This window comes from Bradyrhizobium sp. USDA 4473 (genome assembly GCF_054063335.1).
In genome coordinates this window covers 4,311,560-4,326,369 of sequence record NZ_JBSSGE010000001.1, presented here as the reverse complement: position 1 = coordinate 4,326,369, position 14,810 = coordinate 4,311,560, and the positions used below count along the sequence as shown (strand labels likewise).

General features: G+C 66.2%; 11 protein-coding genes. 4 read left to right on the top strand and 7 right to left on the bottom strand.

What is annotated here, in order from left to right:
- Positions 1-24: 24 nt before the first annotated feature.
- The 3 genes from fdhF to ACVW17_RS20040 all read right to left on the bottom strand — a co-directional run bounded on the left by fdhF (position 25) and on the right by ACVW17_RS20040 (position 6,165).
- Entirely contained in the window at positions 25-2,784 is a 2,760-nt protein-coding gene (gene fdhF, locus ACVW17_RS20050; RefSeq protein ID WP_456756478.1) for a formate dehydrogenase subunit alpha, read from the bottom strand.
- 184 nt (positions 2,785-2,968) lie between these two features.
- On the bottom strand, positions 2,969-4,681 hold the full coding sequence (locus ACVW17_RS20045) for an NAD(P)H-dependent oxidoreductase subunit E (protein ID WP_456753476.1): 1,713 nt from the start codon (positions 4,679-4,681) through the stop codon (positions 2,969-2,971).
- Positions 4,682-4,911: 230 nt separating this feature from the next.
- On the bottom strand, positions 4,912-6,165 hold the full coding sequence (locus ACVW17_RS20040; RefSeq protein WP_456797807.1) for a molybdopterin molybdotransferase MoeA: 1,254 nt from the start codon (positions 6,163-6,165) through the stop codon (positions 4,912-4,914).
- Here ACVW17_RS20040 and ACVW17_RS20035 point away from each other — a divergent pair.
- Genes ACVW17_RS20035 through mobA form a run of 3 tightly spaced genes read left to right on the top strand, consistent with a single transcriptional unit; the run spans position 6,164 to position 7,840 of the window.
- Positions 6,164-6,325 carry a hypothetical protein gene (locus ACVW17_RS20035; protein ID WP_456753475.1) on the top strand — a complete coding sequence of 54 codons (162 nt, stop codon included), beginning with the start codon at positions 6,164-6,166 and terminating at the stop codon, positions 6,323-6,325. The genes ACVW17_RS20040 and ACVW17_RS20035 overlap by 2 nt on opposite strands.
- A 20-nt stretch (positions 6,326-6,345) precedes the next feature.
- Positions 6,346-7,230 carry a formate dehydrogenase accessory sulfurtransferase FdhD gene (locus ACVW17_RS20030; RefSeq protein WP_456753474.1) on the top strand — a complete coding sequence of 295 codons (885 nt, stop codon included), beginning with the start codon at positions 6,346-6,348 and terminating at the stop codon, positions 7,228-7,230.
- Positions 7,223-7,840: a molybdenum cofactor guanylyltransferase MobA gene (mobA, locus tag ACVW17_RS20025; protein ID WP_456753473.1), complete on the top strand. Its 618-nt coding sequence runs from the start codon at positions 7,223-7,225 to the stop codon at positions 7,838-7,840. Before ACVW17_RS20030 ends, mobA begins: the two co-directional genes overlap by 8 nt.
- 108 nt (positions 7,841-7,948) lie before the next feature.
- On the opposite strand, the gene ACVW17_RS20020 is transcribed toward mobA, so the two are convergent.
- The 4 genes from ACVW17_RS20020 to ACVW17_RS20005 form a co-directional block, all read right to left on the bottom strand.
- Complete coding sequence (locus ACVW17_RS20020) at positions 7,949-9,559, bottom strand: hypothetical protein (protein WP_456753472.1); 1,611 nt, start codon at positions 9,557-9,559, stop codon at positions 7,949-7,951.
- Positions 9,560-9,690: 131 nt separating this feature from the next.
- Positions 9,691-10,680, bottom strand: coding sequence for a LysR substrate-binding domain-containing protein (locus ACVW17_RS20015; protein WP_456753471.1), 990 nt, complete (start codon positions 10,678-10,680; stop codon positions 9,691-9,693).
- A 638-nt stretch (positions 10,681-11,318) separates the two neighbouring features.
- Complete coding sequence (locus ACVW17_RS20010) at positions 11,319-12,881, bottom strand: 2-isopropylmalate synthase (RefSeq protein WP_456753470.1); 1,563 nt, start codon at positions 12,879-12,881, stop codon at positions 11,319-11,321.
- 505 nt (positions 12,882-13,386) lie between these two features.
- Positions 13,387-13,956, bottom strand: coding sequence for a bifunctional transcriptional activator/DNA repair enzyme AdaA (locus ACVW17_RS20005; protein ID WP_456753469.1), 570 nt, complete (start codon positions 13,954-13,956; stop codon positions 13,387-13,389).
- A gap of 138 nt (positions 13,957-14,094) precedes the next feature.
- Between ACVW17_RS20005 and ACVW17_RS20000 the strand changes: the two genes are divergently transcribed.
- Positions 14,095-14,520, top strand: coding sequence for a nuclear transport factor 2 family protein (locus ACVW17_RS20000; RefSeq protein ID WP_456753468.1), 426 nt, complete (start codon positions 14,095-14,097; stop codon positions 14,518-14,520).
- Positions 14,521-14,810 lie beyond the last annotated feature (290 nt).

Sequence of the window (14,810 nt, the reverse complement as noted above, 5' to 3'; positions counted from 1 at the left end):
GGCTCCCATTCCGTCCCGCGACCGCTATTCGGCCGCGGTCCGGATATCGATCTTCTCGGCGCGGACCGCGCAGAACTTGAACTCCGGAATCTTGCCGAACGGATCGAGCGCCGGATTGGTCAACAGGTTCGCCGCCGCCTCGGCGTAGCAGAACGGCATGAACACCATGTTCTCGGGCACGTCGCGATCGGCGCGCACCTTGACCTCTACCGCGCCGCGGCGGGTCTCGAGCCGGATGAAGTCGCCGGGCGCGAGCCCCTTCTTGCGCATGTCCTTCGGCGTCATGAACGCGACCGCCTCGGGCTCGATCTGGTCGAGCACCTGGGCGCGGCGCGTCATCGAGCCGGTGTGCCAATGTTCGAGCACGCGTCCGGTCGACAGCACCATCGGATACTCGTCGTCGGGCAACTCGTCCGGCGGGATCACCTTGGCCGGCACGATCTTGCCGCGGCCGCTCGCGGTCGGGAAGCCGGTGGTGAAGATGATCTCGTTGCCGGGCTTGTCGGGATCGTCGACCGGATAGGTCACCGCGCCCTCGCGCAGCAGGCGCTCCCAGGTGATGTTCTTCAGCGACGGCATCAGCTCGGCCATCTCGGTGAAGACCTCGCCCGGTCCGGCATAATTCCACGGCAATCCCATCCGCTTGCCGATCTCCTGGATGATCCAGAGATCCTGCCGCGCATCGCCCGGCGGCTTGATCACCTCGCGCGCCAGCTGCACGCGGCGATCGGTGTTGGTGAAGGAGCCGGATTTTTCGGCGAACGCCGAGGCCGGCAGGATGACGTCGGCGTGGAACGCGGTCTCGGTGACGAACAGATCCTGCACCACGAGATGGTCGAGCTTGGCCAGCGCCTCGCGCGCGTGCTGCAAATCCGGGTCCGACATCGCGGGATTCTCGCCCTCGACATACATGCCGTGGATTTCGCCGGCGTGGATCGCGTTCATGATCTCGACCACGGTCAACCCGCGCACCGGATCGAGCTCTTGCCCCCACAATTTCTCGAACGCGCCGCGCATGTCGTCGCGGCCGACCGGCTGGTAGTCCGGCAGGAACATCGGGATCAGGCCGGCGTCGGAGGCGCCCTGCACGTTGTTCTGGCCGCGCAGCGGATGCAGCCCAGTGCCGGGACGGCCGACCTGGCCGGTGATCAAGGCCAGCGCGATCAGGCAGCGCGCATTGTCGGTGCCGTGGACATGCTGGCTGATGCCCATGCCCCAGAAGATGATCGACGACTTGGCGCGGGCATAGGCGCGCGCCACCTCGCGCAGCGTCTCGGCGGGAATGCCGCAGATCTGAGACATGCGTTCCGGCGTGAACTCCTGGATCTTGGCCTTGAGGTCGTCATAGCCCTCGGTATAGCCGGCGATGTACTGCTCGTCGGTCAGGCCTTCGGTGATGATGGTGTGGATCATCGCGTTCAGCATCGCGACGTCGCTGCCCGGCTTGAAGGCGAGGTGCTTGGTGGCATGGCGCGACAGCGTCTGCCGGCGCGGGTCCATCACGTAGAGCTTGGCGCCGCGCTTGGCGGCGTTCTTGATGTAGGTCGCGGCGACCGGATGGTTCACGGTCGGATTGGCGCCGATCACCCAGATCACCTCGGCATCGGCGGCCGCCGCGAACGGCGCCGATACCGCGCCGGAGCTCAATCCCTCGAACAGCGCCGCCACCGACGAGGCGTGGCACAGCCGCGTGCAGTGATCGACATTGTTGGAGCCGAAGCCGGTGCGGACCAGCTTCTGGAACAGATAGGCCTCTTCATTGGAGCCCTTGGCCGAGCCGAAGCCGGCGAGCGCCTTGGCGCCCTTCTCGTCGCGGATCTTGCGCAAGCCGGCGGCGGCGAGATCGAGCGCCTCGTCCCAGGTCGCCTCGCGGAAATGGGTGTAGGGATTGGCCGGGTCGACCTGGTCGTTGGCATCCTTCTTGACGCCGGGCAGCCGCACCAGCGGCTTGGTCAGCCGATTGGGATGGTGGATGTAGTCGAAACCGAAGCGGCCCTTGACGCAGAGCCGGTTGTGATTGGCGGGACCATCGCGGCCTTCCGCGTAGATCACCTTCTCGTCCTTGACCTCGTAGGTGACCTGGCAGCCGACGCCGCAATACGGGCACAGCGAGTCCACCTTCCTGTCCGGGTAGGTGACGCGGGTCTGCTTGTCGTCGAGCATCACGGCCGGCATCAGCGCGCCGGTCGGGCAGGCCTGCACGCACTCGCCGCAGGCGACGCAGGTGGATTCGCCCATCGGGTCGTCGAAGTCGAACACGATCTTCGCGTCGTGATTGCGATACGCCATGCCGATCACGTCGTTGACCTGCACCTCGCGGCACGCCCGCACGCACAGGCCGCACTGGATGCAGGCGTCGAGATTGACGCGCATCGCCGGATGGCTGGTGTCGGCGCGCCAGCGCTCGGTCGCCGGGAAGCGGCTTTCGGTGACGCCGGTCTTCTCGGCCCAGTGCCAGAATTTCGAATCCGGATCGTGCGAGGTCTCGCGCGCCGGCTGGTCGGCGACGAGCAGCTCCATCACCATCTTCTGCGCCGCCACCGCGCGCTGGCTCGCCGACTTCACCTTCATCCCGACCGTCGGCGTCCGCTTGCAGGATGCCGCCAGCACGCGCTCGCCTTCGATCTCGACCATGCAGGCGCGGCAGTTGCCGTCCGGTCGATAATCCGGCGCCGGCGAATAGCAGAGATGCGGGATCTCGGTGCCCTGGCGCTTGGCGACCTGCCAGATAGTCTCGCCGGCCCGCGCCTCGACCTGATGGCCGTCGAGTTCGAACTGGATCATCTGCGGGCCGCCGCCCGTTCCGCCGACCTTGCCGATCGGCTCGCTGTGCGTGACGGTGACGCGACCATCTGGGGCATTGCTTCCTCCGGCCGCGCCCTTGGCGTCGTGACCGTAGCCCTGCGGCGGAGAGTTCTTGTCCTTGCTCATTCAAAATCCTCGTCGAAATTCGCCCTACTCGCCCCGCCTATTCGGCGGCTTGCTGCGGACGAAAGCCGTCCGGAAAATACTTGATCACTGAGGTCAGCGGATTGGACGCCGCCTGACCGAGGCCGCAGATCGACGCATCGCGCATCGCCTGGCTCAATTGGTCGAGCAGTTCCTTGTTCCAGACCGGCTGCTGCATCAAGAGCGCCGCCTTCTCGGTTCCGGCGCGGCACGGCGTGCATTGCCCGCAGCTCTCGTCCTCGAAGAACTTCATCAGGTTCAGCGCAGCCTCCCTGACGTCATCGGCCTGCGAGAGCACGACCACGGCGGCCGAGCCGATGAAGCAGCCGTATTTCTCCAGCGTACCGAAATCGAGCGGGATGTCGTCCATCGATGCCGGCAGGATGCCGCCGGACGCGCCGCCCGGCAGATAGGCCTGCAGTGTGTGGCCGTCGGCCATGCCGCCGCAGAACTCGTCAATCAATTGGCGCAGCGTAATGCCGGCCGGCGCGAGCTTGACGCCGGGATGCTTGACGCGACCCGACACCGAGAAGCTGCGCAGGCCGTGGCGCTCGTTGCGGCCGTGGCTCTTCCACCAGTCGGCGCCCTTCTCGACGATATCGCGCACCCACCACAAGGTCTCGATGTTGTTGATCAGCGTCGGCAGGCCGAACAGCCCGACCTGGAACGGATAGGGCGGCTTGTGCCGCGGCAGGCCGCGCTTGCCCTCGATCGATTCCAGCAGCGAGGATTCCTCGCCGCAGATATAGGCGCCGGCGCCGCGCCGCAGATGCAGCACCGGACCGCCCGGCGGGAGCTTGGCGATCTCGCGCGCGAGGATGTCGCGGCAGGCCGGATACTCGTCGCGGATGTAGATGTAGACGTCTGGCGCCTCGACCACGCGGGCGCCGATCAGCATGCCCTCGAGGAAGCGATGCGGATCGGTCTCGAGATAGTAGCGGTCCTTGAAGGTGCCGGGCTCGCCTTCGTCGCCGTTGACCGCCATCAGCCGCGGACCGGGTTCGCCGAGCACGGCGCGCCACTTGCGGCCGGTCGGGAAACCGGCGCCGCCGAGACCGCGCAGCGAGGCATCGTCGAGCGCCTTCAGCAGATCCTCGCGCGGCAGCTCGCCGGAGCGCAGCCGCGCCAGAAGCTGGTAGCCGCCGCCGGCGACATAGGCGTCGTAGTCGACGTAAGAAGGAAGATGCACATGGGTGTCGCCGTTCTTTGCCGCCGCGAGCACGGTGCTGACGGTGGCATGATCGACGAAGTTGTGGCCCACCTCGGCCGCGGGTGCGGTGTCGCAGCGGCCGACGCACGGCGCGCGCACGACGCGGATGCCGGGGCCGGCGCGGGACTGAAGATCCCTGAGCAGCTGCTCGCCGCCGAGCATCGCGCAGGTCAAGGAATCGCAGACCCGCACGGTGAGCGGCGCGATATCCGGCTCGCCCTCCTTCACGATGTCGAAATGCGCATAGAAGGTCGCGGTCTCGAACACCTCGGCGAAGGACAGCTTCATCTCGTCGGCGAGCGCGGCCAGATGCGCCGCCGAGATCTGATGGTACTTGTCCTGGATCAGATGCAGGTACTCGATCAGCATATCGCGCCGTCGCGGCCGGTCTGCGAGCAGCGCCTCGATCTCATGCGCGGCCACCGGGTCGACCTGGCGTCCCTTCGGCGTGGCTTTCGCCCGCTTCCTGCCCTGCCCGGGATGCTCGAACGCGCGAACCTTGTGAACGTCGCCTTGGCTCATGAATCCTCGCCTTGAAACCGCGTCTTTGAAACCGCGTCTTTGAAACCGCGTCTTGAAACCGGGTCTTGGAACTCCGCTTTGCACTGACAGCGTCGGTTCAATCCAACTCTATTCACTGGCATGCCACAGGCAAGCAGATTTAGAACGCCTCTAGCAGCGTCGGGTTGCCGCGCAGGCCATTGTTAATGTTTACCTATCGAGCGATCTGAATTTCAAATCGCGCGATCCGCTCACAGCAGATCGGCGTAGCCGAGAAAGCCGACGGCATCGCCCGGCTCGACCCGCACGACGGCCTCGCCGAGCTCGATCAGCCCATCGGTCTCGACCAGCGACGACAGCAGGCCGGCGCCCTCGCGGGGAAACTTGGTCGCCTCCAGCGCACCGTCCGCCGCCCGGCGCAGCGAGGCGCGAACATATTCGCGCCGCCCGCTCTTCTTCTTGTAGCTGAAGGCGGCCCGCACCGGCATCGGCAGCAACGGCGTCGGCACCGCGCCCGACAGCGCCAGCACGGTCGGCCGCACGACGTGCACAAAGGTCACGAAGCTCGCCACGGGATTGCCGGGCAGACCGATCAGCGGCGTGCCGTCGATGATGCCCATCGCCACAGGCCGGCCGGGCTTGATCGCCATCCGCCATAGTACCAGCGAGCCGGCCTGTTCGATGCCGGCCTTGACGTGGTCCTCTTCGCCGGTCGAGACCCCGCCGGTGGTCAGGATCAGGTCGTAACGCCGCGCAACCTGCTTCAGCGCATCGGCAAGTTCGGCCCGCTCGTCGCGCAGGATGCCGAGATCGCCGACCTCGCAACCGAGCCGCCGCAACATCGCCATCAGCATGAAGCGGTTGGAATCGAACAGCTGTGCCTCGCTGCGCACGCTCCCGGGCGCCGCCAGCTCATCGCCGGTGGAGAATACCCCGACGCGCAGCCGCCGCACCACATCGAGCGTGGTGAGCCCGAACGCCGCAGCAACGGCGATGTCCTGCGGGCGCAGGCGCCGGCCCGCCGCCAACGCGACATGGCCGCGTGCGATGTCCTCGCCGGCCGGACGCACATTGGCGCCGGTCTTCAGGCCGGACGGCAGGATCACGTTGCCGGCATCGTCGATCCGCACGTCTTCCTGCATGAACACGGTGTCGGTGCCGTCGGGCATCGGCGCTCCGGTGAAGATCCGCACCGCCTGGCCGCGCCGTGCGGGCGCCGCCGGCGCGCCCGCCTGCACCCGCCCGGCGACCGGGAACGCGCGCTCGCCGCTCGCCGGCACATCGGCGCCGGATACCGCGTAACCGTCGACGGCGGAATTCATGAACGGCGGCAGCGGCAGCGGCGCGGCGATGTCGCCGGCCAGGATGCGCCCGTCGGCGTCAACCAGCGCAACGGTCTCCGTCTCGCCAACCGGCTTGACGCGCGCAGCGATGATCGCGACGGCTTCGTCGACCGACATCATCGGTCCGCCGAATGCGAAGCAGTCGTCCGAAAGCTGCGCCATGATCTTAGTCCTCGGCCATCGACAGGATTTGTTCGACCCGGATCGCGAACTGCGGCGTTATCCTTCAAGCCGGACCAACAATGCCGGTTCCGGCAAGCCGGCGGAGAGTGGCCAGTCGGTCTCCGACCGTGCTTATATCCCCAGCTTCGCCACCATGTGAACCCATCGGGACTGCGACCTGTGACCGAGAAGACCACCGCTCCCATCATCGTTCCTGATCCGGACGACCCGCGCCTGACCGAGCGCGTGGTCGGCGTCGATCAGACCGGCGCGCGGACCGAGATCAAGGTGCCGGTGGAGCGGCCGTTGACGCTGTACCTCAACGCGCAGGAGATCGTCACCATGATGACGATCAACGACTATCCCGAATACCTCGCGCTCGGCTACCTCTTGAACCAGAACATGCTGAAATACGACGACGTCGTCACCGAGGTCGAATATGACGACGATCTCGAGGTCGTCGTGGTGCGCACCGCGCACCACACCAATTTCGAGGCCAAGCTGAAGAAGCGCACGCAGACCTCGGGCTGCGCCCAGGGCACGGCGTTCGGCGACCTGCTCGAAGCCGTCGAGAAGGTCGCGCTGCCGAAGGCCGAACTGCGCACCTCCTGGCTCTACCGGATGACGCACACCATCAACACGATGCCGTCGCTCTATCTGGAAGCCGGCGCCATCCACGGCTGCGTGCTGTGCAAGGAGGCGACGCCGGTCTGCTACACCGAGGATGTCGGCCGGCACAATGCCGTCGACAAGATCGCGGGCTGGATCTATCGCCACAATGTCGATCCGGCCGACAAGATCCTCTACACCACCGGCCGGCTCACCTCGGAGATGGTGATCAAGACGGTGCGGATGGGCATCCCGATCCTGGTCTCCCGCTCCGGCTTCACGGCATGGGGCGTCGATCTGGCACGGCAGGTCGGATTGACGCTGGTCGGGCGCGCCCGCGGCAAGCGCTTCATCGCGCTGTCGGGTGAGGAGCGGATCGTCTACGACCAGAACCTCGACTATGTCGAAGAGGAATCGATGCGTCACAAGCGCAAGGGCGAGACCGACAATGACTGAGATCCCGGGCGTGCTGCTGGCCGGCGGGCTCGCGCGGCGGATGGGCGGCGGCGACAAGCCGATGCGCGTGATCGCCGGCCGCACCATCCTGCAACGGGTGATCGACCGCCTCGCCCCGCAATGCGGCGGGCTGATCATCAACGCCAATGGCGACCCCGCGCGGTTCGCCGCGTTCGGCCTTCCGGTCGTCGCCGACGATGTCGCCGATTTTCCCGGCCCCCTCGCCGGCATCCTGGCCGCGCTCGATTGGACTGCCGCCAACCGGCCGGATGCGAACTGGGTGCTGAGCGCGGCGGGTGACTGCCCGTTTCTGCCGCGCGATCTCGTTACACGTCTGGAGCAGGCGCGCGCGGCCGAGGATGCCGAGCTCGCGGTCGCATCATCCGGCGGGCAGACCCATCCGGTGATCGGCCTCTGGAGCGTGCGCCTGCGGAACGAATTGCGCCACGCGCTCGTCGAGGAGGATATTCGCAAGATCGACCGCTGGACCGCGCGCTATCCGCTGGCGACGGTCGCATGGCCGACCGAGCCGCTGGACCCGTTCTTCAATGCCAATACCGTGGAAGACATCGCGGAAGCCGACCGCCTCGCCGCACTTGATGGCGGCTAAGGCGGCTGTTCGCATTGAACGCTTCGGCGCGACCGGCAACTGCCGATCGCGCCGAGACTAATCCAGGCGAAGTCCAAGCGGAGCAGCCGATCTGGGCTCCACGGTCAATCAATGCCCCGCGGCGATCCTGGTCGGGCCGCAGACGTCGTCCGCGTCGTGGTCGTTGTCGTGGCCACGGCCATTGTCCTTGATGTGGCCGTGGTCGCCATCGCAATTGACCGGCGCGAACGAGACGCCGCGGTAGACCATTCCGAATGCGGGCGCCGCGACGACGTCGAAGGCTTCATACGCGGGAAGCTGCGTTGCCGCGACCTTGTCGGTGATCGCGACCACCGAATTCGGATCGGCGCCGGGCTCGACCGAAGTGCCCACCGTCGACGTCACCGCGAAGATCGTCGCGGTGCCGTCGCGATTGAGGCGGCCGGTGATGTTGCGCAGGCCGCCGGTCGCCGGATCGGTCGGATATCCGTTCACGTGATAGGTCGCACCGAGGCTCAAGCCCCTCTGCAGCGTGTAGGCGAGGCTCCAGCTGCCATTGGCATAGACCCATTTCTGCAAGCCCGCGGTCGTCGACGTGGCCGCGTCCGCCAGAACGCCGTCGCCTTCCTGGGCGACATAGAGCGTCGTCGCATTGGCGAACCAGATGCCGAACGGATAGAAGCCGTTGGCGCCGGAGTTCGCCGCGGGATTGTTCGGGAAGCCCGGAAGAATGCTGAACGTGGTTGACGCGGCGGTATCGCGGGTCGGCAGCACGCCGGCCTGGCCGACCTGATAGACCGTGTTGATACCGTTGCTGCCGCTGCCCTTGGTCACGTAGAGCGTGTTGCCGGAGATCGCGAGGCTGCGGAAATTGTTGTCCTTGCCGGATTTGTCGACCGCAAAGCCGAGCTGGGCAACCGAGAAGCCGAACTGGAAGCCGTTCTTGCTGCCGGGCGTTCCCTGCTGCACGCCAACCACGGTGTCGGACCCATCGACACCGGGCGTCGCGAGCTGCACGCCGGTATCGTTGACGACGAGCACCGGCTGGATGCCGCTGCCGTTGCCGGCATTGCCGACCGTGAAGTACTGGTCGGCCTGGGTGCCATTGACCTTGTTGGCGCGGATCGCGCCGCGGCCATTGTCGCCGCTGTAGACGTTCACCTTGGTCCGGTGCAGCGAGCCGTCGAAATCGAGCTCCGCCACCACGCGGGCATGCACGCCGGTGTCCGGATTGGTGGGATCGACATGGTTCGGCGAATTGGAGTTGGAGATGTCGAGCTGATTCACCGCGGCGTCATAGCCCATGAACGTCACGGCCTTGCCGTCGGGCGACAAATGCAGCGACAATTCCGACTTCGAGCTGAAGCTCGTCACCGCCACATCCGCCGGAACGCTCAGCGCACCGATTTCGCGAAGCCTGTGGCCTTCCAGATGGAATTTCTTGATCACCACCGGCGCCGTCACGCCGAAGTTCGAATCGACGGACACGTTGTTGAAGACCTCCGGATAGCCGCCGTCGGCCACCGCCTTCGCGCCGGTCGGCAGGGTTTGGCCCACGACGACGGTCGACGGCTTGCCGGCATAGACCGCGGTGCTGACCAGCAATTCATGCGGATTGCCGACGGTCTGCGCGAGCGCCGGATGGACCGCAAACAGCAGCGGTGAGAGCGCCGTCCCGGCGATCAGGCGCCGGACAATGACGCGGTGGGTGGTTTGCGACGTGGCGATCGATTTGAACATGAGCCCCCCATTCTTGAAAATCGGAATGGGTTCGTCATACGGGGCCGATCGCAACACCTTGTGACAGATCGCCGCACACGTGTTCACGTTGTGGAAATCTTGCCGCGCGCGGGCTTGCAGGAGAGCAAGTGCTAGCTGGCTCGCCCGCCAAGGCGCTCGCCCCGATCCGTTTCGATCGTGCGCAGATAGTCCAGCATCAGACGGCTGGTTGCGGACAGATGCGCGGCATCGCGGACCACGATCTTCAGCTCGCGCCGACCCCAGTCGTCGCGCAGCGGGATCGCGCGAAGGCCCATGCCGGCGCCGATGACCTGGAAGGCACGATCGGGGATCAGGCCGAGCCCCATATTGGCCTGCACCATGCGGCAGACCGCATCGAAGCCGGGCACATTGATGCGCAACCGCATGGTCTTGCCGGCCTGCGTCGCTGCATATTGCGAGCGCAGATAGATCGAGCTGGCGGTGTGCAGGCCGATCTGGTCGAAATCGAGCGTCTCGGTGAACAGCAATGTGTCGCGGCCTGCCAGCGGGTGGTCCGGACGCATCACGACCACCAGATTGTCGTAGCGATAGTGGAAAACCTCGAGCGCGCGGCTGTCGGCCTCGGCCGAGCAGATGCCGAGTTCGGCCGCGCCCTCCTCGATGCCGCGCACCACCTGCCCGCTCGGCCGCTCCTGCAGATCGACGCGCAGCAATTCATGCGCTGCGAAGAAAGCCGAGAGATCCTCGGGCAAATACTGCACGATCGCCGAAAGATTGGCGAGCATGCGGACATGGCCGCGCACGCCTTGCGAATATTCCGACAGCTCGACCGCGATCTTCTCGACATTGAGCAGCGTGACCCGGGCGTGATGCAGCAGCGCCTCGCCGGCCGGCGTCAGCGCCATGCCCTTGGCGAGCCGCTTGAACAGCGTGACGCCGAATGCCAGCTCGAAATCGTTCATCCGCTTCGAGACGGCAGAGGCCGCGATGCCCTGGCGCAGCGCCGCGCGGGTCAGGTTCTGCTCGTCGCAGACCGCGACGAACAGGCGAAGCGTCGTAAGGTCGACGCGGCGGGTGAGCGCGGTCTCAGCCGGCGTGGCGGGGCGTGGAAGGTCGACGGCGACGGAGGAGATCGGCATGGGCGGTGTCCCCGGGGATCAGCGCAGGTTAGCGCCGGGGATGCCGCGGAAGATTCCAAAGCAGTGCGGGATCGGAGGAATTGTTGGGATAGGATTCCAACGATGACGCATAAGACCGGATTTTATTGCAAACCGACCTGCCCCATGGCCATCGTTGTGAGGTATGAGCGAAGCGACGAAGCCATCGGCGCCTCGGCGATCGGAGAGATGGATTGCTTCGCTCCACTCGCAATGACGGCAGCGATAGCCAGCACACAATCCCTCACCGTCACCCCCGCGCAAAGGCGTCGCCTTTGTCGCTGGAGGTGCGAGCGGAGCGAGCCTCGAAGGGCGACGGCCCGGTTCTGTCCGCGAGGCGACCGTCACGCACTGAAGCAGCGCGGCCGTGCATCCTTCGAGACGCCGCTTCGCGGCTCCTCAGGATGACGGAATCCCGATCAGCGCGCTCCATCTATCACCGTCATGCTGAGGAGGCCGCGAAGCGGCCGTCTCGAAGCATCGACGGCCACGAGCTGGGCCGTGCATCCTTCGAGACGCGCTGCGCGCTCCTCAGGATGACGGGTTCGAAAGATGCACGCCCTCAAACAAAAACGCGGCGCCGGGGCGCCGCGTTTCCGAATGCGTGATCCAGCGAACCGTCAGCCCGCGGCCTTGGCCGGGACGTCGTCGCGCTGGCGCTTCATCACGATCTTGTTCAGGGCGCCGAGATAGGCCTTGGCGGAGGCGACCAGCGTGTCCGGATCGGCGGCGCGCGCGGTCATCGAACGGCCTTCATGGGCGAGACGCACCGAGACCTCGGCCTGCGCGTCGGTGCCTTCGGTCACCGCGTGGACCTGGTACAGTTCGAGCTTGGCCTCGTGCGGCACCAGGCGCTTGATGCAGTTGAACACGGCGTCGACCGGACCGTTGCCCTCGGCTTCCTCGATCTTGATCTGGCCATCGACGTCGAGCTTCATGGTCGCGCGCTGCGGGCCATGGGTGCCGGCGATCACGGTCAGCGAGGCCAGCTTGATGCGGTCGTGCGCGGCCGCCATCTCCTGATCGACCAGCGCCTCGATGTCCTCGTCGTAGATGTCCTTCTTGCGGTCGGCCAGCGCCTTCATCCGCGTGAAGGCATCCTCCAGCTGGTTGGCGCCGAGCTTGTAGCCCATCTCCTCCAGCTTGTGGATGAAGGCATGGCGGCCGGAATGCTTGCCGAGCACCAGCGACGACTGCTTCAACCCGACCATCTCGGGCCGCATGATCTCGTAGGTCGAGGCGTCCTTCAGCACGCCGTCCTGATGGATGCCGCTCTCATGGGCGAACGCATTGCGGCCGACGATCGCCTTGTTGTACTGCACCGGGAACGAGGTGGCGGCCGACACCACCTTCGAGGCGCGGGTCAGCTGCGTGGTGTCGATCTTGTTCCAGTACGGAAACTTGTCGTTGCGCACATTGATCGCCATCACGATCTCTTCCAGCGCGGCATTGCCGGCGCGCTCGCCGATGCCGTTGACGGTGCACTCGACCTGGCGCGCGCCGCCGACGATGCCGGCCAGCGAGTTGGCGACCGCCATGCCGAGGTCGTTGTGGCAGTGCACCGAGAAGATCGCCTTGTCGGAGTTCGGCACCCGCTCGATCAGGGTCCGCATGAAGTGGGTGTATTCCTCCGGCACGGTGTAGCCGACCGTGTCAGGGATGTTCACCGTGGTGGCGCCGGCCTTGATGACGGCTTCGACGATCCGGCACAGATAGTCCATCTCGCTGCGGGTGCCGTCCTCGGCCGACCATTCGACGTCGTCGATCTGGTTGCGGGCGCGGGCGACCATCGCGACCGAGGTCTCGATGACCTCCTCCGGGGTCTTGTTCAACTTCACCCGCATGTGCAGCGGCGAGGTCGCGATCACGGTGTGGACGCGGCCGCGGCGGGCGAACTTGACGGCTTCGGCGCAACGATCGATGTCGGCCGGATGGGCGCGGGACAGGCCCGCGATCACCGAGTTCTTGGAGCGGCGGGCGATCTCGCTGACCGCCTGGAAGTCGCCTTCCGAGGTGATCGGGAAGCCGGCCTCGATGACGTCGACACCCATATCATCCAGGAGCTCGGCGACCTCGAGCTTCTCCTCGAAGGTCATGGTGGCGCCGGGGCACTGCTCGCCGTCGCGCAAGGTGGTGTCGAAAATGATGACGCGGTCCTTCTCGGACTTATCAGCGGTGGCCATGTCAGAAATTCCTTTGAGCTTTTGCGCCCGTCATTTGCTGCTTCGAGCGATTGGTTGGGCGATGATCAGGGTCCGGTGATCTCGTACAAACCCCTGAGTGCCCAGGCGCAGACGCCCAGCCGGCCCTCAGGGGCAGGTAAGAAGCAGGCCGCCAATAAGCAGGGTGGGCGTTCCGGCCGGGATCGTGGCGGTAGCCTTGGCCACCTCCCTCGAAATCCCATCAATTTGGCCGCGAATCAGCATTGCCGGACCCTGTTGAGCGCCAAAATCCTCGGCCAAAACCATTGACGGTTGGTTGCCGGGAGCGCTTGAGCGCCGCCGTTCTAGACGATTATGGCAAGCCGCCGCAATGGGTAAAGAGGGACAGCGGGGTTGACCTATATGCAGCCGGCGGAGGTGATTGGACGTCGCTGCGCGTGACGGACGCACCGGCAGATGGGTTCCCTCCCCCTGAGTGGCGTGCTCACCTTACGCGAGTGACGACGCGGCTTACGACTGCTCCCCCTCACCTGCGTCCGCGCGAGCTCGCGCGCAGGCTCGACGGCGAGCGGCCATAGAGAGTCGCGAAGGCGGCGTTGAAACGGCGGACGCTGCCGAAGCCGGCGCGGAAGGCGATCTCGGTCATCGCCTCGTCGGTGGTATCGATCAGGCGCTTGGCGCGCTGCACCCGGCGGGTGGCCGCGACCTGCTGCGGGCTGGCGCCGACATGGCGCGCGAACAGCCGCGCCAGATGGCGCGCGGTGATGCCGAGCCGGTCGGCCAATGCGGCGACCGAACCGCGCTCGAGCGCGCCGCCGTCGATCAGTTTCAGCGCGCGCGCAACCGTGGAACGGGTGCCGTTCCAGGCCGGGCAGAATGGCGCGGTTTCGGGACGGCAGCGCAGGCATGGCCGATAGCCCGCCGCCTCGGCCGCGGCGGCGGTCGGGTAGTAGGTGACGTTGCGCGGCAGCGGATGCTTCACCGGACAGACCGGGCGGCAATAGATCCGCGTGGTCTTCACCGCGGTGAAGAAGCGACCGTCATAGCGCGCGTCGCGCCGCAGCCGCGCCGCGTTGCAGACCTCGAAGCTGAGCATGACCGGACACTAGCGCATCATACGATGAGGAAAAGTGGCCGGCGGTGATGAGGTCCGATTCCGGCCAGCACGTCGCGCCGCGCTGACCTAGATCGAGCCGATCGATCAACCCTGCATCCATCCCCCGGAGACATCGCAATGACCAGCCCGACTGCAAAGGACATCGTCCTCAACGCCTGGCAGACCTTCAGGACCCGCGACCCCGGCCAGATCGCCGCATTGTTCGCGCCGGACGCCGAATGGATCGCACCGGGGCGCAACGCCACCGCGGTCGCGCTCGATCATACCGATCACATGGTTGGCGCGGATGCGATCGCCCGCTTCATCTCGACCGAGATGCACCGCCTGTTCTCCGAGATCGACATCACCTTCCGCGCGGTTCACGCCGACGGCAACAGCGTGATCGTCGAGGAGCGCATGCGCGCGACGCTGCCGGGCGGCCGCGCCTACGATAACGACTACTGCTTGGTGTTCGTGGTCCAGGACGGCCGCATCAAGCAGGTGCGGGAATACATGGATACCCGCAAGGGCTGGCAGATGGTGTTCGGAGAAGCTGTGGCGTAAAGGCTGCCGCGCAACGCCAAGACTAACGCCAAGACTGACGCCAAGGCAAACACCAAGACTCTGGCGCGCCCGCGCCAGCACTCTCGTGAGGGGCGCACGACGAAAGGGTTCCTTCCCCCGTTGCGGGGCAGGGTTAGGGAGCCGCCGAGGGGTGCTCTCCTCACCTAACCCGGTGGCTCCCCATCGGCCGTCGATACCGGACAAAGCTGCGTGGCACGCGTGCAGCGAAACCTGTCATACACCATGGCCCCATTCGTGCCGCCGCCACCGACAACCAAGGCGCGTGCGCC